General features: G+C 38.2%; 44 protein-coding genes. 40 read left to right on the forward strand and 4 right to left on the reverse strand.

Going from position 1 to position 25,400, the window contains the following annotated elements:
• Window position 1: 1 nt before the first annotated feature.
• Genes EG365_RS13795 through EG365_RS13805 form a run of 3 tightly spaced genes read right to left on the reverse strand, consistent with a single transcriptional unit; the run spans window position 2 to window position 2,043 of the window.
• Complete coding sequence (locus EG365_RS13795; protein ID WP_000048052.1) at window positions 2-1,009, reverse strand: hypothetical protein; 1,008 nt, start codon at window positions 1,007-1,009, stop codon at window positions 2-4.
• A 51-nt stretch (window positions 1,010-1,060) separates the two neighbouring features.
• On the reverse strand, window positions 1,061-1,276 hold the full coding sequence (locus EG365_RS13800) for a hypothetical protein (RefSeq protein WP_000370485.1): 216 nt from the start codon (window positions 1,274-1,276) through the stop codon (window positions 1,061-1,063).
• 14 nt (window positions 1,277-1,290) lie between these two features.
• Window positions 1,291-2,043, reverse strand: a complete 753-nt coding sequence (locus EG365_RS13805) for a LexA family transcriptional regulator (protein WP_000052252.1) — start codon at window positions 2,041-2,043, stop codon at window positions 1,291-1,293.
• Between the two features lie 104 nt (window positions 2,044-2,147).
• Between EG365_RS13805 and EG365_RS13810 the strand changes: the two genes are divergently transcribed.
• The 13 genes from EG365_RS13810 (at window position 2,148) to EG365_RS13870 (ending at window position 8,023) form a co-directional block, all read left to right on the forward strand.
• Entirely contained in the window at window positions 2,148-2,336 is a 189-nt protein-coding gene (locus EG365_RS13810) for a hypothetical protein (RefSeq protein WP_000703023.1), read from the forward strand.
• A 10-nt stretch (window positions 2,337-2,346) separates the two neighbouring features.
• On the forward strand, window positions 2,347-2,667 hold the full coding sequence (locus tag EG365_RS13815) for a hypothetical protein (protein WP_000048916.1): 321 nt from the start codon (window positions 2,347-2,349) through the stop codon (window positions 2,665-2,667).
• Between the two features lie 55 nt (window positions 2,668-2,722).
• A complete protein-coding gene (locus EG365_RS13820; RefSeq protein WP_001984388.1) occupies window positions 2,723-3,001 on the forward strand; it encodes a hypothetical protein in 279 nt (92 codons plus the stop codon).
• Window positions 3,002-3,036: 35 nt separating this feature from the next.
• Window positions 3,037-3,297 (forward strand): hypothetical protein, encoded by a 261-nt coding sequence (locus tag EG365_RS13825; RefSeq protein WP_223233568.1) that lies wholly within the window; start codon window positions 3,037-3,039, stop codon window positions 3,295-3,297.
• Window positions 3,290-4,171: a replication protein gene (locus EG365_RS13830; protein WP_000064627.1), complete on the forward strand. Its 882-nt coding sequence runs from the start codon at window positions 3,290-3,292 to the stop codon at window positions 4,169-4,171. Before EG365_RS13825 ends, EG365_RS13830 begins: the two co-directional genes overlap by 8 nt.
• A 2-nt stretch (window positions 4,172-4,173) precedes the next feature.
• Complete coding sequence (locus tag EG365_RS13835) at window positions 4,174-4,974, forward strand: hypothetical protein (RefSeq protein WP_001003671.1); 801 nt, start codon at window positions 4,174-4,176, stop codon at window positions 4,972-4,974.
• Complete coding sequence (locus tag EG365_RS13840; RefSeq protein WP_000647826.1) at window positions 4,971-5,309, forward strand: hypothetical protein; 339 nt, start codon at window positions 4,971-4,973, stop codon at window positions 5,307-5,309. Before EG365_RS13835 ends, EG365_RS13840 begins: the two co-directional genes overlap by 4 nt.
• Window positions 5,302-5,694: a hypothetical protein gene (locus EG365_RS13845; RefSeq protein WP_000462878.1), complete on the forward strand. Its 393-nt coding sequence runs from the start codon at window positions 5,302-5,304 to the stop codon at window positions 5,692-5,694. The genes EG365_RS13840 and EG365_RS13845 overlap by 8 nt, the downstream gene beginning before the upstream one ends.
• Window positions 5,694-6,095 carry a DUF559 domain-containing protein gene (locus EG365_RS13850; protein WP_000100162.1) on the forward strand — a complete coding sequence of 134 codons (402 nt, stop codon included), beginning with the start codon at window positions 5,694-5,696 and terminating at the stop codon, window positions 6,093-6,095. Before EG365_RS13845 ends, EG365_RS13850 begins: the two co-directional genes overlap by 1 nt.
• Window positions 6,092-6,568 carry a hypothetical protein gene (locus EG365_RS13855; protein ID WP_001277128.1) on the forward strand — a complete coding sequence of 159 codons (477 nt, stop codon included), beginning with the start codon at window positions 6,092-6,094 and terminating at the stop codon, window positions 6,566-6,568. Before EG365_RS13850 ends, EG365_RS13855 begins: the two co-directional genes overlap by 4 nt.
• Window positions 6,540-6,794 (forward strand): hypothetical protein, encoded by a 255-nt coding sequence (locus EG365_RS13860; RefSeq protein WP_000861102.1) that lies wholly within the window; start codon window positions 6,540-6,542, stop codon window positions 6,792-6,794. The genes EG365_RS13855 and EG365_RS13860 overlap by 29 nt, the downstream gene beginning before the upstream one ends.
• 245 nt (window positions 6,795-7,039) lie before the next feature.
• On the forward strand, window positions 7,040-7,258 hold the full coding sequence (locus tag EG365_RS13865; protein WP_001017713.1) for a hypothetical protein: 219 nt from the start codon (window positions 7,040-7,042) through the stop codon (window positions 7,256-7,258).
• A 213-nt stretch (window positions 7,259-7,471) separates the two neighbouring features.
• Window positions 7,472-8,023 carry a hypothetical protein gene (locus EG365_RS13870; RefSeq protein ID WP_001984397.1) on the forward strand — a complete coding sequence of 184 codons (552 nt, stop codon included), beginning with the start codon at window positions 7,472-7,474 and terminating at the stop codon, window positions 8,021-8,023.
• Between the two features lie 173 nt (window positions 8,024-8,196).
• Here the strand turns inward: EG365_RS13870 and EG365_RS19385 are convergent, their stop codons facing one another.
• Window positions 8,197-8,430, reverse strand: coding sequence for a hypothetical protein (locus EG365_RS19385; protein WP_000401163.1), 234 nt, complete (start codon window positions 8,428-8,430; stop codon window positions 8,197-8,199).
• A gap of 642 nt (window positions 8,431-9,072) precedes the next feature.
• Here EG365_RS19385 and EG365_RS13880 point away from each other — a divergent pair.
• The 27 genes from EG365_RS13880 to EG365_RS14005 all read left to right on the forward strand — a co-directional run bounded on the left by EG365_RS13880 (window position 9,073) and on the right by EG365_RS14005 (window position 25,362).
• Window positions 9,073-9,417 carry a hypothetical protein gene (locus EG365_RS13880; protein ID WP_001039309.1) on the forward strand — a complete coding sequence of 115 codons (345 nt, stop codon included), beginning with the start codon at window positions 9,073-9,075 and terminating at the stop codon, window positions 9,415-9,417.
• A 208-nt stretch (window positions 9,418-9,625) separates the two neighbouring features.
• Window positions 9,626-9,862 carry a hypothetical protein gene (locus EG365_RS13885; RefSeq protein WP_000152657.1) on the forward strand — a complete coding sequence of 79 codons (237 nt, stop codon included), beginning with the start codon at window positions 9,626-9,628 and terminating at the stop codon, window positions 9,860-9,862.
• A 664-nt stretch (window positions 9,863-10,526) separates the two neighbouring features.
• A complete protein-coding gene (locus EG365_RS13890) occupies window positions 10,527-10,982 on the forward strand; it encodes a hypothetical protein (RefSeq protein ID WP_001136773.1) in 456 nt (151 codons plus the stop codon).
• 60 nt (window positions 10,983-11,042) lie between these two features.
• A complete protein-coding gene (locus EG365_RS13895; protein WP_000378523.1) occupies window positions 11,043-11,477 on the forward strand; it encodes a hypothetical protein in 435 nt (144 codons plus the stop codon).
• Window positions 11,446-12,087: a putative metallopeptidase gene (locus EG365_RS13900; RefSeq protein WP_000435230.1), complete on the forward strand. Its 642-nt coding sequence runs from the start codon at window positions 11,446-11,448 to the stop codon at window positions 12,085-12,087. The genes EG365_RS13895 and EG365_RS13900 overlap by 32 nt, the downstream gene beginning before the upstream one ends.
• A 58-nt stretch (window positions 12,088-12,145) precedes the next feature.
• Window positions 12,146-12,661 (forward strand): DUF2280 domain-containing protein, encoded by a 516-nt coding sequence (locus tag EG365_RS13905; protein WP_000729387.1) that lies wholly within the window; start codon window positions 12,146-12,148, stop codon window positions 12,659-12,661.
• Window positions 12,621-13,913 (forward strand): terminase large subunit domain-containing protein, encoded by a 1,293-nt coding sequence (locus EG365_RS13910; RefSeq protein WP_001132930.1) that lies wholly within the window; start codon window positions 12,621-12,623, stop codon window positions 13,911-13,913. The genes EG365_RS13905 and EG365_RS13910 overlap by 41 nt, the downstream gene beginning before the upstream one ends.
• Window positions 13,914-13,952: 39 nt before the next feature.
• A complete protein-coding gene (locus tag EG365_RS13915) occupies window positions 13,953-15,293 on the forward strand; it encodes a DUF4055 domain-containing protein (protein WP_000301495.1) in 1,341 nt (446 codons plus the stop codon).
• A 9-nt stretch (window positions 15,294-15,302) separates the two neighbouring features.
• Window positions 15,303-16,409: a minor capsid protein gene (locus tag EG365_RS13920; RefSeq protein WP_000146970.1), complete on the forward strand. Its 1,107-nt coding sequence runs from the start codon at window positions 15,303-15,305 to the stop codon at window positions 16,407-16,409.
• Window positions 16,406-16,636, forward strand: a complete 231-nt coding sequence (locus EG365_RS13925) for a hypothetical protein (RefSeq protein ID WP_000004550.1) — start codon at window positions 16,406-16,408, stop codon at window positions 16,634-16,636. Before EG365_RS13920 ends, EG365_RS13925 begins: the two co-directional genes overlap by 4 nt.
• A gap of 15 nt (window positions 16,637-16,651) precedes the next feature.
• Window positions 16,652-16,804: a hypothetical protein gene (locus EG365_RS19330; protein WP_001291451.1), complete on the forward strand. Its 153-nt coding sequence runs from the start codon at window positions 16,652-16,654 to the stop codon at window positions 16,802-16,804.
• Between the two features lie 51 nt (window positions 16,805-16,855).
• Window positions 16,856-17,170 carry a Gp49 family protein gene (locus EG365_RS13930; protein ID WP_000589038.1) on the forward strand — a complete coding sequence of 105 codons (315 nt, stop codon included), beginning with the start codon at window positions 16,856-16,858 and terminating at the stop codon, window positions 17,168-17,170.
• Window positions 17,171-17,256: 86 nt separating this feature from the next.
• A complete protein-coding gene (locus EG365_RS13935; RefSeq protein WP_000056390.1) occupies window positions 17,257-18,048 on the forward strand; it encodes a hypothetical protein in 792 nt (263 codons plus the stop codon).
• A 13-nt stretch (window positions 18,049-18,061) separates the two neighbouring features.
• The gene (locus EG365_RS13940) at window positions 18,062-19,012 is read left to right on the forward strand and encodes a major capsid protein (protein ID WP_000852265.1); all 951 of its coding nucleotides are present in this window, start codon (window positions 18,062-18,064) and stop codon (window positions 19,010-19,012) included.
• A gap of 44 nt (window positions 19,013-19,056) precedes the next feature.
• A complete protein-coding gene (locus EG365_RS13945) occupies window positions 19,057-19,392 on the forward strand; it encodes a HeH/LEM domain-containing protein (RefSeq protein WP_000524488.1) in 336 nt (111 codons plus the stop codon).
• A gap of 3 nt (window positions 19,393-19,395) precedes the next feature.
• Window positions 19,396-19,776, forward strand: a complete 381-nt coding sequence (locus EG365_RS13950; RefSeq protein WP_000008459.1) for a hypothetical protein — start codon at window positions 19,396-19,398, stop codon at window positions 19,774-19,776.
• Window positions 19,777-20,145 (forward strand): hypothetical protein, encoded by a 369-nt coding sequence (locus EG365_RS13955; protein ID WP_000524257.1) that lies wholly within the window; start codon window positions 19,777-19,779, stop codon window positions 20,143-20,145.
• 68 nt (window positions 20,146-20,213) lie between these two features.
• A complete protein-coding gene (locus tag EG365_RS13960) occupies window positions 20,214-20,411 on the forward strand; it encodes a hypothetical protein (protein ID WP_000540685.1) in 198 nt (65 codons plus the stop codon).
• Window positions 20,412-20,418: 7 nt separating this feature from the next.
• On the forward strand, window positions 20,419-20,712 hold the full coding sequence (locus EG365_RS13965) for a hypothetical protein (RefSeq protein ID WP_000235282.1): 294 nt from the start codon (window positions 20,419-20,421) through the stop codon (window positions 20,710-20,712).
• A gap of 51 nt (window positions 20,713-20,763) precedes the next feature.
• A complete protein-coding gene (locus tag EG365_RS13970; RefSeq protein ID WP_000248411.1) occupies window positions 20,764-21,174 on the forward strand; it encodes a hypothetical protein in 411 nt (136 codons plus the stop codon).
• Entirely contained in the window at window positions 21,146-21,514 is a 369-nt protein-coding gene (locus EG365_RS13975; RefSeq protein WP_000539749.1) for a hypothetical protein, read from the forward strand. The genes EG365_RS13970 and EG365_RS13975 overlap by 29 nt, the downstream gene beginning before the upstream one ends.
• A gap of 1 nt (window position 21,515) precedes the next feature.
• Window positions 21,516-21,914, forward strand: a complete 399-nt coding sequence (locus EG365_RS13980) for a phage tail terminator-like protein (RefSeq protein ID WP_001251864.1) — start codon at window positions 21,516-21,518, stop codon at window positions 21,912-21,914.
• 1 nt (window position 21,915) lies between these two features.
• Window positions 21,916-22,134 carry a hypothetical protein gene (locus tag EG365_RS13985; protein WP_001277696.1) on the forward strand — a complete coding sequence of 73 codons (219 nt, stop codon included), beginning with the start codon at window positions 21,916-21,918 and terminating at the stop codon, window positions 22,132-22,134.
• Between the two features lie 108 nt (window positions 22,135-22,242).
• The gene (locus tag EG365_RS13990) at window positions 22,243-22,764 is read left to right on the forward strand and encodes an SH3 domain-containing protein (RefSeq protein ID WP_000749907.1); all 522 of its coding nucleotides are present in this window, start codon (window positions 22,243-22,245) and stop codon (window positions 22,762-22,764) included.
• A gap of 96 nt (window positions 22,765-22,860) precedes the next feature.
• Window positions 22,861-23,214 carry a hypothetical protein gene (locus EG365_RS13995; RefSeq protein WP_000064593.1) on the forward strand — a complete coding sequence of 118 codons (354 nt, stop codon included), beginning with the start codon at window positions 22,861-22,863 and terminating at the stop codon, window positions 23,212-23,214.
• Complete coding sequence (locus tag EG365_RS14000) at window positions 23,214-24,392, forward strand: hypothetical protein (protein WP_000002408.1); 1,179 nt, start codon at window positions 23,214-23,216, stop codon at window positions 24,390-24,392. Before EG365_RS13995 ends, EG365_RS14000 begins: the two co-directional genes overlap by 1 nt.
• A gap of 52 nt (window positions 24,393-24,444) precedes the next feature.
• Window positions 24,445-25,362, forward strand: a complete 918-nt coding sequence (locus EG365_RS14005) for a phage tail tube protein (protein WP_000094278.1) — start codon at window positions 24,445-24,447, stop codon at window positions 25,360-25,362.
• The last annotated feature ends 38 nt before the right edge of the window (window positions 25,363-25,400 follow it).

Below are 25,400 nucleotides of genomic sequence, written 5' to 3' on the forward strand. Positions count from 1 at the left end.
ATTAGTCACCAAAATTTATATTGGTAGTCATCCAATTATACAATTGAACTTTTAGGCCGTCGTTATAAACTTTATTATTGATTGTTTCAACTGAAATCTTGCCGCTCATTTTTAGATTATCAGCCGTAACCTTGGTCCCATCCTCAAGAGTAATAACATAATCATCATTATGTCGCATGGATGAAGCTACAGTATCAATAACTTTTTGCCCACTTTTTGAGGTTTTGCGGTTGTATGTAAGTGTTAATTTTAACTTTAGGTTTGCGTCATCAAGCCCATCCTCTAGTTTTAAATTTTCTAAATCAACTCCAAAAGCTGACTTAAGCACATCAACCACATTATCTTCAATTTTATAGTCAATTTTCGCAGGTATGCTTGATTCGACAGTATGAACAGGTTGAAGTTCTGTTGACCCAATGCCAGATGAGATTGAAATAGTTTTAGCTGGAGTTGATTCAAGCTTTTGCTTAACAGTGGGATTTGGAGCATCTTTTAATATTAATGCACTATTCTCTGGCAATGCTTTGGCTGCTTCACCCAAAAGCCAGCCCAAATATGACTCCAAGGTTCTAGCGGTAAGTGATCTTGATTGAATGATTGCGACATGGTTATCAATAACACCAAAGTAAAGAACACTATCAATAAACTCTTTTCTTACAACCTCTGTAGCGTCAACGCCATCTTCATCATCTGGCAGATCATCTGTTAAATAGGTTTTAATGGGAAATTCAGTAGCATCATCACTGTCTATCTTTAATACAGCCTGAGCTTTGCCTGACTCAACAATAATCAACTCGCCAAAGAACATGCTTTGGTGTGAACTAGCATGATTAATTAGAATAAAATCATCTTTTGTTGCGGAGACAAATTGTTGACGATTTATGGCTTTATAGTAAAAAGAATCCTTATCCAGCAATTGTGCTTTTAGTAATTGACCTAGATTGGCGCCTTTTAGAAAATCTACTTTTTTGTAGTGTACTGTTTTGTCTTTTACTACTGTTTTACTCATTATTTCCTCCTCCCGAATCGCTCTAAAGTACTGTGTCGGGTTCACAACTTATTAATCTTTGGTGTTGTTAATTTTCTGCCCAAGCTTTCCTTCTTTTACCAACTGCACTACTTGTTCATTTGTAAGGACTGGAATAAAGACTTTATCACCAATGTCCTTTGAGAGGATCTTCACTTCTTCGGCTGTTAGCACCAAAGCTTCACCATGTTTCGCAGCATCATTGATGCGAGCAATAATCTGGTTGATTGGTCGTTTTGAATTGTCCATAAGTCTTCCTGTGATTAATGCGAATAAGGATGTTCTTGTCTGTGCTGACTTGGCGGCACGATATCTGTAATAGCGGTAATACTTTCAACTTCGTCCATTTCAAAGAAAAATCGCTCACCACCATTCACAGAAAGCAAACTTAAAACCCCACCATTGATGCCGACAAATTCTTTAATTGTGCATCTTCCATCCTTCAAGCACACCTGAACAAACTCATTCGGCACAAGATCTGCATCAGGGTCGCATACAACATACCAGCCATTACGAATTGCTGGAAACATTGAGTCGCCAGTGCCTTTAATGCCATAGGCTCGTGGACCTGCTGTATGAGTTGGAACATAGCCATCCCCAGCATTTCCATCGTATCCCATATCTGTGAAATACCCATCCATTCCCATTTTTGAATAGGCTTTAACTGGAACATATCTTTTTTGTATAGGGAAAGGCTTAGCTGGCGCTTGAACAAACTTAACGGCATCTTCACTATCTGGAATATTGTACTTCTGCTTAAATGCTTCAATATCAATAACATTTAATTGAGCTAAATTGTTACTCGATTCTTGTTCATCCGATCCACCATAAAGCAACCAATCGTCACTCACACCTAAAAATTTCGCAATGACTTTCAAATTTTCTGCTGTAGGTACGCTAGTTCCATCTAGCCATTTCTTTGCTGCAACAGGAGATTTTTTAGTTGCTCTTGCTAAATCAGCGGCTCTTAATTTTTTTTCTTCAAGTTTTTGCCTAATTCGAGTGTGTAAAGACATAACAAATATTCCAAAAACATTAACTAATGTTAATACGATCTATTGAAACTATGGTTAACAAGTGGTAAATTTGGTTTATTAACTATAGTTAACTTGGTGTAACCATGAAAATTAGTGACCTCATGACATACCACGGCTGCAAAAATCGGAAAGAGTTGTCTGAAAAAACTGGATATTCAACCGTGACCCTCTGGAAGTGGGAAAACAACGGTATACCAGCCAGAACTCAAGCAGTCCTGCAAGTCAAAACCAAAGGCAAACTTAAAGCCGATTTACAAGCATTAACCGCTTAGGAACTAAACCATGAGCAAAGTATTAAATGAATTGCCTGCAAGCGCTAGCAATAACGAATCGCTCATATTGCAAGCACTTAACGCTAGCAATCAAAGACAAGTAGCAGAGATGATAAATGTCGATGCAAGCATCCTTTCACGGATGAAAACAGAAAAGAAATCAAATGGATGGACTGAGATTGAGTTTATTAGCTTTTTGTTGACAGCCATTGGTTTGAAGGTTGTGCAAGAAAGTGATGTGTATTGCTCACCTGAAATTGCAGAAGCAACGCGAGTTTATTTAGCACATGCATTCACTTCACCTGAATACATGCGGATTTTATTCAAATAAAAAACCACTACCTGCTGTAACAGGAGTGGTTTCGCATTCACAAATTTAGGAACCCATGAATATGCAAAACAATTTATCAAATCAAACAACCGAACGCAACCAGCCAGAATTTTTAGTGGGTGACGTTGTAGTGCTTACTAAAGAGTGCCGTACTTTCAAATCAAATGATTTGTTTGAAGTTAAAAACAAAACTTTGACTAGGTTGTGGACTATCAAATCGGAGAATCATTTGATTCTGGTTTCATCAAAAGAAATCCGTACAGCAACAGTAGCAGAGCTCAACGCCAAACGCCGGCTAACAAGCGCAGAGCAAGCATTAGCGGAGGTGTCATGAATAGTTAATTTAAGTATAAACCTGAGTACAAACAGATTCAGGAAATTCAGTCCTTCTTTGATCCAGCGTTAGTGATTCTCAATGAGCTACATGATCGTAACCGTAAAAATCTAAGAGCCAAAGGTTATGACGAAAATAATGCTGCAATAACGCGTGAAGAATTTTCACAAACTATGGCACAGCGTTTTCGCACTAATCAGTGGTTAGCAGGGCAGATCGTTAATAGTTTGGCTAATGCTGACTTGGTTCAAAAATTTGGTGGGTATGTAAAGCCTAAGGTCGGTGTACATGAGTAATTTTGTGCCTAATTCCTTTCAAGTGCCTAATGCATTTGTTGACGAGGTTTTAAATAAAATCTCTGATGCTGCATGCAAAATTTATTTAGTTATTTGCCGTAAAACTCGTGGCTGGAATAAGGAGATGGATTCCATCTCTTTAACTCAATTTGAAGAGATTACAGGGAAGAGTAGACCGACAGTTGTTAAATGCCTTAATGAATTAATTAAAGTTGGTTTAGTCGTGGAACAACCAAGCACAATTCATGGAAATACATTCAAATTAGGTAACGATACTAGCGTTGGTTTAGTGCTTAAATTCCCTAGTAAAAATTTTTTACTACCTGAAATTTATGGCCAAACTAGTAAAAATTCTTTACCACTTCTAGTTAAAAATTTTAACTACACTAGTAAAAATTTTTTACCGCTACTAGTAAAAATTTTTAACACACAAAGTATCACTATCAAAAACAACTCTCAAAGTAATAAAAAAATAAATAAAAAAAGAGGGTCTGTTTCTGAAAAACCTAAAACAGAAAAACCAAATGAATTTAATCCACGTTCAGTTGAACTACCTGCATGTGTAGATTCAGAACTGTGGAACAATTTTGTTGATATGCGTATCAGCATCAAAAAACCACTTTCTGAAAACGCAGTAAAGCTAATCCTTAAAAAACTTATCTCGTTTGGACCTTTGGCTAACCAATCACTGGAAAACTCAATTATCGGAAATTATCAGGGTGTATTTGAGCCTCGCCAAAATCAAATTCAGGAAAACCCACAATCTCATAACGTTCCTGAAGAACCGGGTTATTTCACTCAAATGTACGCTGAGAGCAACCGTTCAAACGTGATTGACGTTACGCCAGTGTCACAAGATTTTGGAGGCTATTAATCATGAATGAATTAGCACCATTTGAAAGTTTTTTGAAAGAACTAATTGCGGCTTACAGAACTAAATACGCTGTTCAGTTCAATAAGAATTTTCCAGTAGAGGGGAAAAATGCCGTTCCAATGCAAATCGTTGAACAGCAGCTTGCTAAAGCATTGGTTGGGGTTACACCTAACCAACTTCAAAGAGGCTTAGCGCTATTTTACGCAAGTACAAATACATACATGCCTAACTTCGCTGAATTCCGTGCTATGTGCATGGGTGATGATTGGTGGAGCGCTGAGAAGGCTTGGGTTAAGGCTTGTGAATACACTCAGATCTCTCAACACAAAAAAGTGACATTGCCAGACGGAAGAGAGCAGAACCAAGAAATTACAACCTTGACCAAATTTGTTTTAGACCAAGTTTATTTACTAATCCAAGACGGTGAAATGTACAAAGCCAAAATGGAATTTATCAAGATCTATGATGAATACAAGGCTGAAGCACAACTGAAGGGTAAAACCCAAGCTTGGTACCAAGAACCAATTTTATTAGCTCAGAAAAATGAGCAGAAAGTGCATATACCAGTTTCCAATGAGGAAGCGCAAAAGCATCTCAAATCTTTGATGGAACGGTTAAAGATTAATGGCCGTAAACCAGCACCAGTACAAAAACTTCAGGCAAAAGAAAAAGAGCCTGAACTTGCAAAAGAATTAGGTCCAGATCCTTTTGATAATCCATATGAATATGCAGAGATGTGCCGTCGGGAGGGTATGCCAATACCTAGAAATATTCTTCAGCTAATTGAAGGGGCGAATGTATGAAAGCATCCAAATTAATTAGAGATAAAGGGCTGCAATACGCGAAAGAAATCGTTGATTCAGCACCTTCTAACGCAACTGAGTGGAATGAAGGTTTCGAGTTCCAATGTGGTCAAAGTGTAGAGATTAGCAAGGCTGACCGAGAAAAATATTTTGTAGACCTTTCTGAACTTAAGCGTCTAGTGGAGTCGGTTGATTTGGTCGAATCATGGGGCGGCATTGATGATGTAAAGCTATATGACTTGTCTCATTGCAAAAACAGGCCTGAATCGGCTGGATACAAGTTGCTTCAAGCAATTGCTGATTACGAATCAATATACGGAGGCGGTTATGTTTGAACAAATATTAAAACGCCGCCCTAAAGGTGCGACACATTGGCAGGCTGGATATTACTACAACAGTGATGAATGTGGGATTTGGTCTATTTGGGAAAACGGGAAGTGGCATGGAGATTTTAAATTTCCAGATGGTGTTATGACTAAGTTGCCAGAGGAAAAGGAGCCAGTCATGAGTGAGTTTGAGGGTAAATCTGGAAAGTGGGCTTGGGAGATTCAAAAAGAACAACAAGCGAATTTAGTTGAGCTAAGAAGTTCAATTGAAAACCTAGTTCAAAAGTATAAACACGATGCTCATGCTTCAAGCCTTTTTGGCGATCAAGATAAAGCACGAGTTTATAACTGCTTTGCTAATCAGTTGAAAAATTTGCTGAAAGGTGGTGCTTGATGTCATCAGTCAGCATTGCTGAATACCGCAAGTTATTTCCGATAAAGAAAAATAAAAAGCGGCGTTCAGCAAAGCAAGTTGCCAGACAACCAAGTGTGGGTGAAATGGTTCTGGCAACGCATTTAAGAGCATGCAAGATCGGTTTTGAACAGGAATATAAGTTCCATCCAAAACGCAAATGGAGAGCTGATTTTCTGATTATTGGTACAAAAATTTTGATTGAGGTTGAAGGCGGGATCTGGAGTGGAGGCCGTCATACAAGGGGCAAAGGCTATATAGGGGATATGGAGAAATACAACTCCGCAGCAATGATGGGTTTTACAGTTTTACGGTTCAGCACAGAGCAAGTGAAAGCAGGCGTGGCGATTAAACAAATTGAGCAATTGGTAGGTGAAAAATGAGTGCAGTTTTAAAAACACAACAAATGGATTGGTCTAAATATACTATTGACGGTTGGTTAGAGCAGTTTGGCGCATGGTGTGAAACAGTTAGAATGAAAGGGGGTGATTTGCCAGATGGGCTTCATATCAATCAAATTTACTGGTTGATGCGTGAAGCTGGCAAAGAAGTACAAAAAAGTAAATCTTATATTCGATGTGAGATCAGTGATTATGAGGCGGATCAAATTCAAGCACTTTTACGAAGTCTATTAAATTCTGATAAAACAGATTTTACAACTAAGTTTGCATTAATTTGTTTAATTAAAAATAAGGTTGAAAATAAAGGATTGTTGAAGGTTGCTCAAGAAACAAACCAATCTAAAGCTCAGGTCGCAATTATGGTGAGTTGCGCTAGATTTTATTTATTAGGTCATGATAAAAGATTAAGACAAAATGGAGGTTCAAATGAAAACATACACTGTAAAACTATATGAAGGCGTTAGTCGGGAGAAAGTTAATGAAACTTTGAAATACTACCCTGATTATTTTGGTAAAATATCAATAATTACAAATGTAATTAATAATAAATTGCAATTAACACTAAAAGCATTTGAAGGAATCGACGTTATAACTGCCAATGATCTAATGATTAAAATCGTTGAACGTTTAAAAGCTTCTCAATTAGTAGAAAAGCATAATTTAGACTTGTTGACTGTCTAGACGCTTTATGGCATATTTTTGATATAGTGGACAAAGTTATAAGCGTTGCACCAATTTGTTTTAAAAGCTCACTTAATCGTGGGCTTTTAATTAGGATTTGAAAAAACATGAAATTTATCGTATATTAAACTTACTATATGATGTCTATTTCCATTATAGTGTTTTTCAGTTGAAAAGCTTAGTCCGTACTTTCCCCAAGGTACGGATTTTTTTTATTTTTTGCTATATAGTCCAGGCTGGTAAAAATGAATATCTGTGTTGGTGGTGAATTAGATGGGCAAGTGATCGAAAAAGAAGGCAGATTACTTAAGGCTTCTGACATTGATCCATCATTCAAAACTGAGTACTACAAGCAAGTTTTTAACCGTGACAACATTAATTATCATTTTTGGCTACCAATAGGGTCCAACTTGCATGAAATGTCAAAGCGAGTTTTGGATATTTTGAGAGCATCAAAAAATTAAGCTTAAAGTATATTGTAAATACATCTTCTAACTTGTATGATATGTCACAAATACTGCGCTGAAAGTTTTTTGTTTTTTGACCCGTTTCTTTTTAGAAGCGGGTTTTTTAATTTTTCTTTATGTATTTAAATTAGATGAAAGTATATGTTGCTTTTATTAGGTAGCTTATTGTTTACTTCGCATTAAAATTATTCTTTCTAAGAAGTTAATAAAATGAAAAATTATTTAATAGGGTTAGTTATTACTTTGGGTATTAGTGGATGTGTATCTATACCGTCCATAGACTTTTCGCAGCAAAAAGTTGAAAGGTTTAATCCAGTTAAAAATTGGATTAGTGTTGATACCGCTCCAGTCAAGGATATGCCAAATGGCAAAGAAATCTTTAAATTGAAAGGGGGAAGTGAAGTTTATGTATTCTGGTACCAAGATGAATGGGCGTTATTAAATCCAAATATGGATAGACAACAATGGATTGATACTAAATATTTGTGCAGTTTTGCTGGTTGTTATACTCCACCAGTCACCTATAGATATTCAAAAGGGAGTTTTGATAACAGGCAGCCTGTTTACTCAACTCCTCAAAGAGAATCAAAAGGCTATAATAATACTAGAACTAGAAGTTCTGCTACTACACGGACTCCAAGAAGTTATAGTAAAACGACTAATAACTCTTGTTACTGCACATCTGGAACTTATTGTGTTGGGCCTAGAGGTGGACATTACTGCCTTAATAGCACAGGTTCAAAAAGATATCTTCCACGATAAACTGTATAAGCTTTAAGAAGCTCTGCTAAATATCGATTATTGGCGGGGCTATTTTATTGTTAAGTATTTCTGTAAGATCTGAGTGTTGCTTTAAACAACAATAAACCTTAATGATCAGCGCAAAAGTCATAAGGGGAAAGCCTACTTGAAAGAGTAGGCTTTTTTATGAGAAATCATTCAAGTTCAAGTTGATTGTCATCCTTAGTAACTTTTATTTTTAATTTTTTGTATTTGCGTTTGTTTGGATCTAAAGCGGAGTTTGATACTTCATCGGCAAATTTAGGATTCTGCATTAATTCGTAATAGGTTTTATACCCAATACGAATTCTAGTTGGTGGGCAGTCAGTTCTTTTTGAGTAATATTCAATCTGCGAATTTAATTCGTCTAAAAGTGTTTGGTGTTCCATTGTGTTATTGATTTTGGCAGTTAGGTAAACTAAGGATACTGTAATTTACAAAATCAAGCAGAAGTAATTGATACACATTGTGTTTATAGGTTGTAATGGTTAGTGCATTAATAAGATTAAATGTGACTTATTTAACAAAAAAAGTGTTGAGTGAAATTTAATCAAAATGTCACATGGCTGGTTTAAATTATATTTATAAAAATAAAAATGATAGAAGATTGCAACGGACAATAACTATGCAAGCATGATTCTCAAACGATTGAATTAAGCTGACTCTAACAAGTTGGCTTTTTTTTAGCTATCGATTTTTAAATGTGCTAGCCGGGAAATACGGCAAAGCCTCACTATTGATTAGTGGGGGCTTTTTCTTTTTGTGTTAAGCTGATCTCCATAATTTTATGGATTAGTACAATGTTTATTTGCGTTGATGGTGAACTCAATGGGCAAGTGATAGAAAAAAGGGGCGTTAAGAACAAAGATGTATATAAATATTATAAAACTCAGTAATTGCATAATAAATTCAAATATTTACTTAAAATCAGGGTGACAGAATTTAAACAATCTTTACCTAGGCGAAGGATTTAGTAAATCAAATAAACATTATTTTAGACGGATAATTATAAAAAACGGAGTACAAATGTCGTGAATAAGAATGTAGAGCTAATAAATTACATTGATGTAGCTGAGACAGTTTACGAACGGGTATATGAAAATAATAAAATTTCAAATAATTTGATCGTTAATCTAAATCGCATTATGGCTGAGATAAAGAATCAAGCTGCAGAAAAAAGACTCAAATTGAAGTACAGCTCAATAGACTTTGAACATTGTTTAAGTTTGCCTTTAGCTGATCGCAAGATAAAAGTAGATTTAAGTCTTATACCTCATTTTGAAGATCGTGAAGAAAGTATTTTGTGGTTAACTAACTTTATTGGAAAAATTTGTGAGCCCAGAAAGATGCAAAGACAGAAAAAAAAACTTCATTAAGTACCTGTGAATTTTAGATGAACAGCCCTTAAAGCGGTTTTTTATTGCTAGTAGAATATTTAAGGTATCTTTTCTAATAGGCACATACTATTAAAGTGTTTTTTATTTATTTTTTAGATTGAAAAGATTGCTATTGGAGTAATTTAAATATAAAAATCTTTATTGATTGAGCGTAGTTGTTATACAGGATATTTATAAGGATTTTAAAATGACAATTATCACATTGCTTGATGTTGAGACGAAGAAGAAGGTGATAGTTCGGTCCGTAATAGACCCAATAGCAAGAATAGACAAAAAAGGGAATATACAAATTATTCAAATTCATAAATGGCTAGATGATGAATCTGGAGATTTTGTTGATGAAGACTTATATGAGGCACTCAACAATGGAGAAGTTGGAATATACTTAACTTTGCAGTATATGATCATTGATATTGAAAATTAATTATTTTTTATTTTTAGTCAGTGTGATTTCTTACTCTCTAGAGCCTAATGGTTACTACACATAAGACCTTATTAAGTATTACCTATTGATGGGCACATATTCTTTATAAGTCTTGATAAGTAAAAAAATTATGTAGGCTAAAAATAAAACCATTTAAAAAAAGAAATCTTTATCTATTTAAATATGAATATTTGATATTTTTAATTCAATCCCTATTGCTAGTGCTTAAATATTATGCCAATATGAAGTTGGAGATATTTCCGAATAGATATTTCCTATTTCAGGTCTAAGCGTTTTTTTTCGCTAAGCCCATTTCTGAATAAAAATAGGAAGTGGGCTTTTTTATTTTTGAATATTTCAGTATTATCAGTGTGTTGCTTTAAGTAACCCTAAACCTTATTGATCAGCGCAAATATCAAAAAAGGGGGAGCTTGCCTACTAGGCAAGCTTTTTAAATTGATAATTTAAACACAATAATCCATTTTAAAGCTCAATAGAAAAATCAAACTTTCCCTAGCTTTTATTCGTACTAATTTATTGAATATAATCGTTTTTATAATTTTTAAAATTTCCTTAAACTAAAAATGGAAAATTTCTTGTTGCAACATTGTTATAATAGGACTACCTTAAGAAAAATACTTTATAAAAATGAGGAGCTGCCGAAATGCCACAGTATCTCATGTTTGCGGAAAATATTTATAACAAAATTAAAGATGAGGAATTGTTTTCACATGACTGTATTGAAAATATGAACTTACTTATGACATGTATACGCAGAGAAATTGAGGGAACAGAATTTAAATTAAAATATAATTTTATTGATTTTGTTGAATTGTTTAGTAAACAATTAGATGAATGTAAAGTAAAAATAGATGTGAGTTTGATTCCTCCTCATAATTCAGAAGGTGAGTATATTTTATGGTTAGCTGGATTTATCGAAAAAATTACAGAAGGTGGACCTAAACCACCTCCGCCTATAAAGAAATTTATTCCAGAGTATATGAGCTTGAAATATGAATTAGATTTTTTACCTTTAAATGAGGAAAAAATTCAAACCGAAGGTAAAGAAATTACGGATTACTTTAATTCAAAGCTTTATAAGGCAACTTTTAAGAAATAATAGTTAGTTGTCTCTATTTTTAGCCACCGCCTTAGGGCGGTTTTTTTATGGGTAAGAATAATGGATTCTACAGAATACTTTTGGCTTACTCGGAAAAAAGAACCTAAAACTAAACCTAAAAGCCGGCCACTGCCAAAGCCTACACAAAAATATCTCGAGGCTGAGGCAACACTTAAGGAAGAGCTTGAGGATTTGTCGATTGGATTTGAACAGAAGTTTCAGCCGATCCATACCAAACACTGGCGCTTTGACTTTCATATTGTGAAATTGCGTTTGCTCATTGAAATTGAGGGCGGTTCCTGGTCTGGTGGGCGTAGTGGAAAACTGTCAAATAAAGCATGGAGTCTTGATCGATATGATCATGCTGAAGAGATGGGTTACAAAATAGAGCGCTTTCATCCAGACTCTGTTTTGTCGGGATATGTCATTAACTGGATAAAAGACGAATTAGCGAGAATTGAAGATGGAGCAGATCAGACCATTTCCACCGACTGATTTTATTGATCAAGCAGATGAAGAAGAAGCAATAAGACTAACACCAGCACCAGATCTAAAAAAATGGGTTGTTGCTAATTACTTAACTATTGGTGGACCTCTTTATAATCCCGATCATGATCACATAGCTGAGCTGCTTCACGATAATGAAGAATTTTTAGCATGTGCTTGGGCCTCTTCTGCATATAAAAGCAAGCAAGCTATGGTGTTAGGTCAGTGCGAAAAAGTCATGTTCAATGTTGGTGGATGGCGTAAGGCCAGACAAGAGCAACAGATGCGAGACTGGTTCGGCTTTGTGCCAACATACTTGATCACCATTGATGCTACATTTTGCGACAAAGCAAATGATCGTGAGTTTTGTGCTTTGCTTGAGCATGAACTCTACCATATAGGCGTAGAACGTGATGAAGACGGTGAAATGATCTTTAGTAGCTCAACAGGTTTACCTAAACATTATTTAGCTGGTCACGATGTCGAAGAGTTTGTTGGTGTAACCAAACGGTGGGGGGCGAGTCAAAGCGTTAAACGTATCGTTGAAGCTGCAAAGAATCCGCCGTTTGTTTCGAAACTTGATATTTCAAAATGCTGCGGAAACTGCGTAATCAACTGAGCCGAATGGCTCTTTTTTTTGCCTTCTTTGCTAGACGTAGCTAGACAAAGGTGGGGGTATGGCTGCACTTAAAGAACAGGTAAAAATATTTATTGTTCAAGCGCTTGCCTGCATGGATACCCCTCAACAGGTAGCTAATGCTGTCAAGCAAGAATTTAACATTGAGATTGATCGAAAACAGGTACAACTTTATGACCCGACAAAAGCGGCAGGAAAGAATTTAAGTAAGAAATATAAAGACCTTTTTCATAAAACCCGAGAGGACTTTAAAAAGAATGTTTATGACATCCCTTTAGCTAATAAAGCCTATCGGCTTAAAGAACTTCAGAAGATCTATGAAGACTGGAAGAACAACAGGCTTATGAAGCAAGGGGTTATTAAACAGGTTAGGGAAGAAATGCAGGGTTATGACCTCATGCTTTTAAATCTTGAGTTAAAGCAACTTGAGATTGAAAAGTTAAGAGAGGGTGAAGGTGATGAAGATCCAACACCAGTCAAGGTAACTATTCAAGTTGTAGATGCGAGTAAAAAAGATGCCGAACATCAATCCGACACTGAATGTACCTCAGGCTAATTTTTTGCAGATGGAAAAGAAGTTCCGCGCATTTGTCGCTGGCTTTGGATCGGGAAAGACTTGGGTTGGATGCTCCAGTTTATGCAACAAAGCTTGGGAATTCCCAAAAGTACCTTTGGGTTATTTTGCTCCAACTTACCCGCAGATTCGCGACATTTTCTTTCCAACTATTGAAGAGGTTGCTTTCGATTGGGGGCTTAAAACTAAGGTTTATGAAACCAATAAAGAGGTGGATATCTATTATGGTCGGCAATATCGAACTACAATCATTTGCCGGTCTATGGAGAAACCAGCAACCATTGTAGGTTTTAAAATTGGCCACGCCTTGATTGATGAGCTTGATGTTATGGCCAAGGTCAAAGCTCAACAGGCTTGGCGTAAGATCATCGCTCGTATGCGTTATAAGCAAGCTGGTTTGCTCAACGGTATTGATGTGGCCACAACACCAGAAGGTTTTAAGTTTACATACGAGCAATTTGTTAAAGAGGCAAATAAATCAGAGGCTAAGCGTAAGCTCTATGGAATGATTCAAGCTTCAACTTATGACAATGAAGCTAATCTTCCAGATGACTACATATCATCACTTTATGAGTCTTATCCGCCGCAATTAATTTCAGCTTATTTAAGAGGGCAGTTTGTCAATTTAACCAGTGGTGCTGTTTACCCCGACTTTGATCGAGTTCTAAACCACACGGATGAAGAAATTAAGAAAGGTGAGCCTTTACTCATTGGTATGGATTTTAACGTGCTTAAAATGGCTGCTGTGGTTTATGTCATTAGAGAAGGGAAGCCAAGAGCTTTAGATGAACTGGTTGGCGTGAGAGATACACCGACGATGTGTCAACTGATTAATGAGCGCTTTCCAGATCACGATATTACTGTGATTCCAGATGCTTCAGGTCAGGCAACATCATCAAAGAACTTCAGTGAATCTGATCATGCAATCTTAAAGAAAAATGGATTCAAAGTTGAAGTTAATGGTGTGAATCCCGGTATTAAAGATCGTATCACTGCAGTTAATGCACAAATTCTGAATGCTGAGGGTGAACGACACTTAAAAGTGAACACAAACAAGTGTCCTAACTTTACGGCTACTTTAGAACAGCAAGTCTATGATGATTTTGGAATGCCAGATAAAAGCGCTGGTTTGGACCACGTTGGGGACGCTGGTGGATATCCAATAGCTAAGAGATTCCCAGTCATCATTCAGAAAATATTTAAACGGCGCGCAATCGCTGGTTTTTCTCGTTAATCAATGCACCTTCTCAGGTGCTTTTTTATTGGTGTTTTTATGGCAGTTACTGATAAACATCCGCAGTATATTGCTGCACAAAAAAGCTGGGAGATTATGCGGGACGCCGTTGCTGGTGAAGAGCAGATCAAACAGGCACAAACAAAGTACCTAGCTAAATCGGCCGGAATGATTGAGGCTGAAAAGCAAGGTGATACGACTGGAGAGATTTATAAGGCCTATCTAAGTCGAGCTCAGTATCCGCTATGGGTTCAGGACGCATTACGCACGATGATTGGTTTAGTTTCAAAGCTGGAACCTAACATCGTAATTGAAAGTTCTCTGTTAAAGGGTTTGATAGAGAATGCAACCAATGATGGTTTTGGGCTTAAACAGCTCTTTATTCGCATTTGTTCAGAGTTGCTAGAGTTTGGGCGCTGTGGTTTGCTTGTCGATGTTGATGGGGCTGGTGTGCCATATTTCGCTCTATATGATGCGCTATCAATCATTAACTGGAAGGAAAACAGCATTGGTGGCCGTAAGGATCTAAAGCTGTTAGTGCTCGAGGAACAATTCGAAAATAGTGAAGATGAGTTTGGGCATGATACAAAGACGGTTCACCGTGTTTTATCTATGGTTGATGGTGCGCTAACTGTACGGTTATTTGATGGCTCTGTTGAAGAAGATAAAACGCCAGATCTCGGCGGTAATCAGCTATCTTTCACGCCGTTTGTTTTCTGTGGAACGACCGATAATTCTCCACAAGTTGGAACGGTACCATTGCTTACCATGGCCAAGGCAGCACTCAAGTATTACCAGCTAAGTGCGGATTATTACCAGTCACTTCACCATACAGCTCATCCGCAGCCTTGGATTAATGGACTTGAGGGTGATGAAGATATTAGCGTTACTGGTGTGATGGCTGTCTGGAGCCTTCCTAGTGAATCTCAGTGTGGTTATCTCGAAATTTCAGGTAGTGGCATTGAACTCACTAAAAAGGAAATGGATGCTCAAAAGAATTCGGCATTAGAAGCTGGAGCAAAGGTGATTGATACCAACTCACAAGAATCAGGTGAAGCACGACGTGCGCGTCAGGATGACCAACAAGCAAGCCTACATAGCATTGTCACTTGTGCTGCTGCAGCTATTGAACAAGCTATCAAATATGCAGCTCAGTGGTTAAAGCTGGATTCAACAAAATATGCATTTACGGTTGAACCTGAATTTATCGTTCAGCAATACGATATCAATCTGGCCAAACAACTTTATGAAGGTGCTATTGCCGGAAAGAACTCTTTCCGCACATATTGGGAATACCTGATGACAGGTAAATTACCAGCTCACGACTATCAGGAAGAAGTGAAGCGGGTTGAAGGTGAACGGGACAGTATGCCGTTGTAGAGGTGACGTATGGCTTCAAAAGAAGATAAATCATTGATTGAAGTACTTACCCAACATCAGGCGTACTTATATCGGGTGTCTTCTCAATCTGTTAATGAGCTACTAAAAATCTTTAATGATGAGTCAATATTAATGTTGGCAAAGCTTCGGGATTTGCTTGATGAATTAAATGATTCTGAAAAGATGGCTCTAGCAAGTGGACAGTACACTACAACTAATCTTAAAGAAATTCGTGATCTGATTGCTCAGTGGTTTATAGGACTAAATACTGCATTACCTGAAGCTTTCGCAGTTTCTGCTACTGCCTTGGCAGTATATGAAGCCAATTATACGGCGAAGCTATATGGCGGCAAGATCAAAAAGCCAAATGGTGAAAAGCTTTATGCAGCAGCTAAAAAAGTACCGTTGGTGGGAGGAGCACTGGTTGATGAGCTGCTTTCTAAGATTGCTGAAACTGCACGCCAAAAAGTTGAGTATGCCATTCGGGATGGTATCAACTCAGGTAAAACAAATCAGGAAATAGTTCAGCGCATTCGCGGCACCAAGCGGCTTAATTATGAGGATGGGCTTCTAAGTAGCAGTAAGACTGATATCGACCGTACGGTGAGAACAGTTCGTAGTCATGTAGCCAATCAAGCTTATCTCAATAGCTTTAACCAGATTGGCTTTGAATACGTAAGACTGGTAGCAACTTTAGACGGAAGAACTTCAAAACTTTGCGCAACTCTTGATGGTTCCGTATGGGAGATTAACGATCCGGCAAAGCGCGTACCGCCGTTGCATCCTAATTGCCGAAGTATTCTGGTACCTGTAGAGAAAGACGGGAAATTAGTTGGTGAACGGCCATTTGTTATGGACGAACGTCGAGTTAAAGACATCCCGAAAGAAGAGCGTAGCCAGTTAATAGGGCAGCTAGATGCCAATACTACGTTTAGAGAGTTCTTCAAGAAGACAGATGATTTCTTTCAAAGAGAATGGTTGGGGCCGAAACGTTACAAGCTCTATAAGGAAGGAAAATTTGATTTTGATAAGTTCTTCGATCCAGAGGGGCGGTTATATACATTGGACCAACTTCGAAAGTTGGATGAGCAAACCTTTAAGGAGTTGGGCTTATGAGTGAGTCAAGACATTTAGTGCTAAAGCGTCACCCTACTTTGAAAGGTTATCTGGTTATTTGTGATGAAGAAACTGGACAACCACTAGCTGGACAAAGAGCAGTACAGATGAATTCTGATGCCTTAAATGGACCTGCAACAATTACTGTAACTTTTGAAGCATATGGTGCTCATGGTGTTCGCTTACTGACTGATGAACCAAGGCCGACTCAAACAAAGCAAATGTAGCGAAAGGTACTACAAATGTCTGAAAAGCAAATCAATATGTCGGATGCTCAATATATTCTGAGCACAAAATTAATTCTGGTGCCATTTCTTCAAATTAAGATTTCAAGAGCCATGGCAATTTATGGTTTTACTTTTGAAAGATTAAAAGCGATTGCACTCATCAATTAGAACTTAATTTTTAACCTTAGCACCTTCGGGTGCTTTTTTTGTGAGAAGAAAATGATCAAAGAAGTAACAGAGCAAGAGTTAGCTGAAAAGTCTGTGGCACCCCGAGTAACTAAAGCGCAAATTGATTCATTGATGGAGCGTGTTACATATACGGTTGAGCAACGCCCCGGTGGCACGACATCTACTTTTGTCCATGCATTTTTAGATGGAAAGTTTTTCCTAGCAACGGGTTTTAGTGCATGTGTGAATGCTGAAAACTTTGATGCTGAAATTGGTGAGCGTATGGCTCGTGGAAATGCAGAAAAGTCAGCTGAAAATAAACTTTGGGAGCTAGAAGGCTACCGTTTATTTGCAACAAATTACTAAGTTTTCAATCGAAATTTAGCGTCCTTAGGGGCGCTTTTTTAATGCCTTGAGATAAGTCTTTACCCAATCAAACGAGAGGTTTGAACATGTCATTGCCATTTATTGTTGATTCACTTGATGCAATCAAAGAAGAACACCGAGCTTTATATGTCGAGGAAAACGGGAAGTTTCGCCTCGACTTAGAAGGTTATGAAGATCCAAAAGGTTTGAAATCTGCACTTCAAAGCGAGCGAGATGCTGCTAAGAATGCAAAGTTGGAACTTCAAAAACTTCAGAAACAATTTGAAGGAATTGATCCTGAAATTGTTAAGAAAGTCTTTGCTCAAATTGACCAGGATGAAGAGGCCAAATTAATCGCAGAAGGCAAGGTTAACGAAGTGATTCAGAAGCGCACCGAGAAGATGCGTGAAGAGCATGAAAAGTTACTGAAGGCCGAAAAAGAACGTGCCGATAAAGCCGAAGCTTATGCTCAAAAGTTCAAGCAATCAGTAATTCAAAGCCAAATTGTGCAGGCTGCAATTGAACTTGAAGCATTGCCAGAAGCGACCCCTGATATCGCCTTTTTAGCTCAGTCAAAGTTTGCATTAGATGAAAACGGCAAAGCTGTGGCAGTTGATGAAAACGGGGAAGTAGTCATTGGTAAAGACGGCCAAACACCGATGACCCCAAAAGAATGGGTTGAATCTCTACGCGAGCAAAAACCGTATTACTGGCCTAAACCTAATGGCATGGGCGCACCTGGTAGCAACAATTCAAAAGGTCAGCCAGACATTCTCAAAGCAGATGGCTCGGTAAATATGACCAAATTGGCGCAATTACGAAATGAAAACCCGCAACTAGCTAAAGAGCTAGCGGCAAAACACGGTATTAAACTTTAAGGAGTAAAGCCTAATGGCTGAGACAAAAATTGCTGATGTAATCGTACCTGAGTTATTTACTCCGTACGTATTAAATAAGACTGCCGAGAAGTCTGCATTATGGCAGTCAGGCATTGTTGGGGAGCTTGATGAAAAAGTCGCTTTTGGTACAGAAGGCGGTACCACAGTAAATATTCCTTTCTGGAATGATTTAAGCGGTGAGTCCGAAGTACTTTCAGATGGTAAAGCTCTTGGGGTAAATAACATCACGGCTGGTAAAGATATTGCTATTTTGCATGCCCGTGGTAAGGCTTGGGGTGCAAATGATTTATCTAAAGCATTATCTGGTGATGACCCATTGGGTGCGATTGCTGATCTTGTAGCAGATTACTGGGCTCGTGAATTTCAGGGGTTTACCGTAAATACACTTAAAGGTGTATTTGGGTCTGCAAGCATGGCAGGTAATACCCATGACATTTCGGCTGGTACTGGAGCAGCAGCCGTAATTGATGGTCATTCATTTATCGATGCATCTTATAAATTGGGAGATGCTGTTGATAAATTAACAGCGATTTCAATGCACTCATTCACAATGGCAGCACTAGCCAAGCAAGGTTTAATTGAAACTGTGCGTGATGCTGATGGTGTGGTGCTTTACAAAACTTTTATGGATCGCCGTGTGATTGTCGATGACGGTATGCCAGTGGATGGTGATGTATTTACCTCTTTCTTGTTTGGCCAAGGTGCGATTGGTTTCCAAGATATTGGTGCACCAGTTGGTGTAGAGACTGACCGAGACAGCCTAGCAGGTACAGATATTCTTATTAACCGCCGTCACTTTGTATTGCATCCTCGTGGCATTAAGTGGGCAGGTGATACAGGTATTGCACCTAATAATGCTGGTCTAGCAACAGCCGCAAACTGGGAACGTGTCTACGATCCTAAACAGATCCGTATTGTGGCATTCAAGCACAAGATCAAATAACAAAAAGGCGGGTAACACCGCCTTATCTTTTTGGAGATCCACATATGGGACTTTCATCATTTAACCGTGCACGGGAAAGACAACAAATGACAGAAACAAAAATTGCTGAACTCGAAGAACAACTGGCAACAGTAAAGGGCGAATTTATTGCCTTTCAAAATGATACCGAAGCAATGAAAGCACGTATTGCTGAACTTGAATCAGGTGAAGGTGGTCAAACACCTGAAGATGACCAAAAACCAAGTGATACTCAACCACAACCAATTAACTATGCTGGTCTAAAAGTAGATGAGCTTCGAGCTGTACTAACTGAAAAAGGCATTGCATTTGAAGCAGGTGCTAAAAAAGATGAACTTTTAGCATTAATTCCAAAGGAATAATTCATGAGCTTTATCACTGAACAAGAAGCGATAGAACATGTTGAAGGCTTTGATGCTTTATCTGCCAGTGATAAGGCTCAATACCTCCAAATGGCCGAAGCATATCTATTAGCACGTAACGTTAAGCCTTATGAAGATGCTACCCAAGTACCTGAACCTTTAAAAACGGCCTCCTATCAAATCATCAAGGGCATTATGAAAGGTGATCTATATCAAGGGCAGGAACAGGCACTAAAACGTAAGAAGGTCAAAGCTGATACGGTTGAGACCGAAAAGGAATATCAGGACGGATCAGTAAAGCTTAGTGCAATCGAACAATTCATTCTTGATTTGATTAAGCCTTACAGCAAACGAAAAGCTGTATTTTTTGTCAGGAAAATTTAAATGGGCTTACGTGAAGAAATTCAGGCAGATATTGCTGAAGCATTTAATGATGATTTAGCGGACGCCGTTCATTCATTTACTTGTGACCGGATCTCAAGAAAAGATTGGGATCCTAAAACTGAAACTTATGTCGAAGTTAAAGAAAACTATTCTGGTCGTGGCGTTCTGTTTGGCTCATACAGTCAATATGAGATTCAGACGCTTGGAGTACTGGCCACAGATAAAAAGGCTACAGTGCTGCAGAATGAAGTTACCAAAGAGCCAAAGATTGATGATGAGTGGTTAACAGCCTTAGGCTCATTCCGGGTAATTCATATTCAACAGGATCCAGCTTCTACTATTTGGAAATGTCAGTTGAGGAAGGTATAAGCTTGTATTGATTAATTTAGTTGATTTAAGCTATATACCTATTTTTAAAATACTTTCTTGGGGAAATTATGGGGTATATCGTTAAGTTAACCGATTCTGGTAAATATTTAATTCCAGACAATGAGGGATTGCTTACTACAACAGATTCAAAAGAAAAAGCTGTAGAATTTGGTCAAATAGATGATGAAGAGTCTGCTAAGTTAACTGCCCATAGTTTTAGTGGTGGAATGACAACTGGCGTTGATTTCATAATTGAGAAGGTGTAATTAAATTATGGCAACTCAAGCATATGTAATCGTCATTGAAATCCCAGAAAAGAAATGCCCAAATGTAAGAGGCAAAGCTAGTCTAATTAAAGATGGTAAGGCAAAAGTTTATCTTTCAAATAATACAACTTCTAGAGATGCTGAAAATGGCTTTGACCGATATGGAGTTACAGGTGGTCGAAATGCTGTAGTAGTAACTGAGGCAACATTTCCAAAATACGAAGAAGAAATTACTAACTATCTTAATCGAAGATTTGGAGAAGACTGGTCTTTAAAATTAGAAAAGTGCTCAGTTGCATAAATTAAAACCCACTTCGGTGGGTTTTTTAATGGGCGCAATTTAGGAGTTTGAATGGTAAATACAAACTACGTTCCTTTGTGGCTTATCTCACCATTTCAGCATGTGCATTACACATTAGTTCGAAATCAACTGCATATGGATTTGCTATTTGAGGACATGAATAAGGTCGATCAATTCTTGTCTATTGAAGGGGCTGCAGCTCAGGTTGATTTCTATTCCGAAGGTGCATATGCAGTTGTTCAGCTTGGTGATACTTCAGAAAGAAATCAGATTGAAGTGTATGGATTGCTTTTACATGAAGCTGTTCATGTCTGGCAAAAGATTAAAAAGCTCATGGGTGAACGAGAACCGAGCTCTGAGTTTGAAGCTTATTCAATTCAGGCGATCGCTCAGGATCTCTTTAAGATGTATGAGGAAAGCGAGGTTAAAAGTCATGGGGTGGAAGGGGAAAAAGCCGACTAGTTTTAGTCTTGATGTGTCTAAAGCAGCAGAAGCACATGTAAAGAATATTGTCATGGATACCGTGCAATCCTTAGTTAATTTAAGTCCTGTTGATACTGGAGCATACCGTGCTTCACATATTGTTTCGATTGGATCTGCTGATTTCGGCGTGCGTGAACCTGAAACAAACCCAATTCAAGATGCAGCAATTCAAGCTGTAAAGATTAAATTGGGCAATTTGGTTTATATCCAGAACAATAAAGCTTATGCACCCCGCTTAGAAAACGGCTGGTCTGATCAAGCACCACAAGGTATTTATGGCCTCACGTTTAACTTTATTTCTCAAAAGTACGGTGGTTAAGATGGCAATGACTTTAGAGCAAACAAGGCAAGCTATTATTGATCGTATGCAAAGCTTTACTGGTATTGCGCAGGACAGAATACAGTATCCAAATGCTCCAGGCTTTAATGTACCTAAAGATGGTGTTTGGTGCCGCTTAACGATTGCAGGTGGTCCCAGTTTTAATTCTGGCATTGCAGATAAGCCATGTACTCGCCGTACCGGTAATATCATGATTCAATGCTTTGCACGTCCCAATTCAGGAATAATTGAAATCACAAAATTGAGTGATGCATTACTTGCTCATTTTGAATATTTCACAATCGAACACTTAGAATGTTTGAATGGCCAATCTATTTATGCGGGTAAAGATGCTGATTTCATTCAGTATAATGTGAGCATTGGGTACAAGGTGAATTGATATGTCATGTATGCTGACTTTAGAAGAAATCGAAATTAAACGGCAAGAACTGGAACGGCATCTTGAAGATGTTATGTCTGTTGAGTTGAGCAAATGGCAATCTGAAAACAAGCTATGTGTTTCTGATGTGAATATACGCTTGGCTAATGTTGTTAGTCTCGGAGGGCCTAAACATAACGTTGTTACTGGAGTAAGTGTCGATTTAGATAATGAGCTTTGAGTTCAAGAAAAAGCTACTGCAAGGCGATTATTTTTAATGACCTCAGCATATTATCATTTGTGATTACATTCTGTTACAGTAATGGAAATTTATAACAAATGGTAAAACATGAAAAAATCAACTTTAGGCTGGGGTGCCGCAGGATTAGTAGCTTTAGGGATTTTTGGTTCAGGCAATGATAACTCTCCAAAACAAACTTCAGACTCAGAAAATGCGCAGAGTGCAGTAGAGGAAGTTATCGAATCAAAATATATCAACACTAATTCTTTAAATATTAGAGATAAACCAAACGGTCAAGTAGTAGGAAAGTTAGGACGTGGGGAAAAAGTTGATATTTATGAGATGAAAGGAAACTGGGCATGTATTTCCTTAAATTCCTCATCACCTCAGTGGTTATCAACAAAGCTATTATGTGAAACGGATGGCTGTTTTAAACAAAAGTCTCGATCAACCACGTCAAATAATTATCAGGCCTTAAAATCTCATCCTCATCATTCTGAAAGAAAACAGAAAAAAACCTACTACGATAGTGATTGTTCATGTGCTGTGGTGGATTATTGCGTGGGTCCTAGAGGTGGGCACTACTGTATTACGAGTGGAGGAAACAAGAGATATAAACCTAGATATTAATTAATTTGAATTATGAGACCTCCATTTTGAGAGGTACTTTATGTCTTAATCACTACCACCTCATCGGTGGTTTTTTTATGTCTATAGGAATCACTTATGAGCAATTTTGTATTTAAGCGTGGTGACACTTTCAACTTAAATCTTCAGCTAGTTGATATGGATGAAGCCCTGCAATATCCACCAGATGATGTGCGCCGTGCAATTGATCTTACAGGTTATACCTTCACTTCACAGGTTAAAGCTCTGGCTGATGGTGCTACTGTGGCCACATTAACTTGTACTGCATTAAGCCAAAGCACACAGAAAGGGTGGCTGAACATTAAATCTAGTGCAAGCACTGCAACTTGGCCTTTAGGGCTGTGTCAGATGGATATTAAAGCTGTAGTTAGTGGCACTACACAGCACACTGAAACTTTGACTTTCCAAGTGATTGACGGAGTAACAGCATAATGGCAAATCTTGTTTTTAAATTTAGTTGGGATCATCGGCCATTCCCATATAACGCCTCACAGGGCAAGCGGCAGTTTATGTTGCCATTTGCGTCAGGTATTCCCAATCTGGCACCCAACTTTTCTCAAGTAGTTGGTACTGCAGCTATCTCTCAAGGTGGAACGGGGGCAACTACAGCGGCTGGTGCACGAGCTAACCTAGGCGCAGCTGCAAGTGGGGTAAATAGTGATATTAGTGAGCTTAAGGGACTTACAACCCCTTTATCAATTTCTCAGGGAGGATTAGGAGCTGATAATGCACAGACAGCTAGAATGAATTTGGGGTTAGGAACTGCTGCTGTACTAGCGTCAACAACAAGTCAATATGATCCTACGCCGGGACGAGCACTAAGAGTCGGTGATTGGGGGATAGGGGCTGAAGGTTCTCGTGTATCTGATATGGTTGCTCCTCTTAATAATGGTTTTTTTCGAACAGATGACACTTTAACAAATGATACTGGTAATAGTATTGGTCCTTATGGTTTCTTTTTACACTGTACCCGACGCTCAATGGGTTTATATACAAATGGAAGTCATTCATTTCAGCTTGGGAAAGCTGCCTCATATTCTGCCCTGAAGTATCGATTTAATAATAGTGGTACTTGGTCTAATTGGTTTAATTTATTGACTGCACAAAATACTACAACTGATGGAAATGGTTTTATTAAAGCCGCTTCACCAGTCGTTAAGCTTTTCCAAAGTCATATTGAGCTAAATAACGATGCTGCCAAGCAACCGATCACTTTTGACAAATTAGGCACTGGTGACTATCTGATTAAGGGCTCTTTAGGCTTTGCACAGGAAGGTTGGTATATCGAAGTACCTAAGGATGCCAACGGTAATACGGTAGTAGCAGTTGAATATTCAACCTTAGAAAATGGTGATCTTTCTATTAAAACTTATAAACGTAAGTTTGATGTGGAAAAGGCAGCCATTGTAGCTGATCTCGAAAATCCACTTGATATTCCAGAAGGCCGCTGGATTGATATCCGTCTGCATGAAGAACCTGAACCAGAGCCTGAAGAGCCGTTGAGTGAAACACCAGTGGATTTCCAGCCGACTAACTTATCTCAGGCAGTTGCTGCAGCCATGAATGGCGTGGAACCGCCAGAAATCTCAGAAACAGACGAAACACTTTAATAACCCGCTTAAACAGCGGGTTTTTTATTGCCTAAATTTTGGAGAACCATAAATGAGTTCAGGCGCAAAAATTCGATTATATGCTTGTGAGGAAGCAGTTTTAGGAACAACTCCTGCAAATCCAGTCTGGTACACCGTTCGCCGTGTTACTGATAGTTTGACTGAAAATGTTACTACTGAAGATAGCAGTGAAGTAGTTGATTCACGTTTTCGCCAAGGCGCTGTTGTAACGGAAGCCGAAGTAACTGGTCAACTAGAGTTTGAATTATCACTAGGTACCTTTGACTTATTCTTAAATGTTCTCGCTTTCAATAACTGGGCTGCAAATGCTTTAAGTTTTGGTGGTGGAGTACGTAAGTCTCTTACCTTGGTAAAAGTCTTTGAAGATATTGGTCAAGTCTTTATTTATCGTGGTATTCAAGTGAATACAGGTGAAATGACGATCCAGACCACAGGCAAAATCACTGGTAACTTTGGTTTAGTAGGTAGCTCATTTACGCGACAGCAGGTTAATCCTGTTACAAATCCTATTCCAGCATCGACTCGCCCTCTGGTGAGTATGCCAAATGTTGAAAAGCTACTTATTAATGGTCAATCAATTCAGGGTAAAGCTTGTCTGCAGACACTTACCATCAACTTTAGTAATAATCTGGAAGCGATCCGTTGTATCGGTTCTGGTAAGTACACGCCTGAGTTTTACTTAGAGAAAATGATGGATATTGGCGTAAATGCTAATTTCATGTTTTCAGCAACATCTGCTTCTTGGATTGATGCTATTAAAACCCGTGATGTATTTACATTGACCTTCGATATTACAGATACCAAAGGCAGTAAGTACTCGTTTAACTTCCCGCAACTTGAAGTTAAGGAAGCAAATCACCCTGATGGTGGTGGCGATGACATTATTACAATAGATATCAATTTTGCCCAAGTGCGTACCAGTCCAACGATTGTACGTGCTCTTGTGTAATCAACTTATTCAGTAACAAAGCCTATGGAAACCCATGG

It is taken from the genome of Acinetobacter sp. FDAARGOS_494, from assembly GCF_003812225.1.
Taxonomy (GTDB): Bacteria; Pseudomonadota; Gammaproteobacteria; order Pseudomonadales; family Moraxellaceae; genus Acinetobacter; species Acinetobacter baumannii.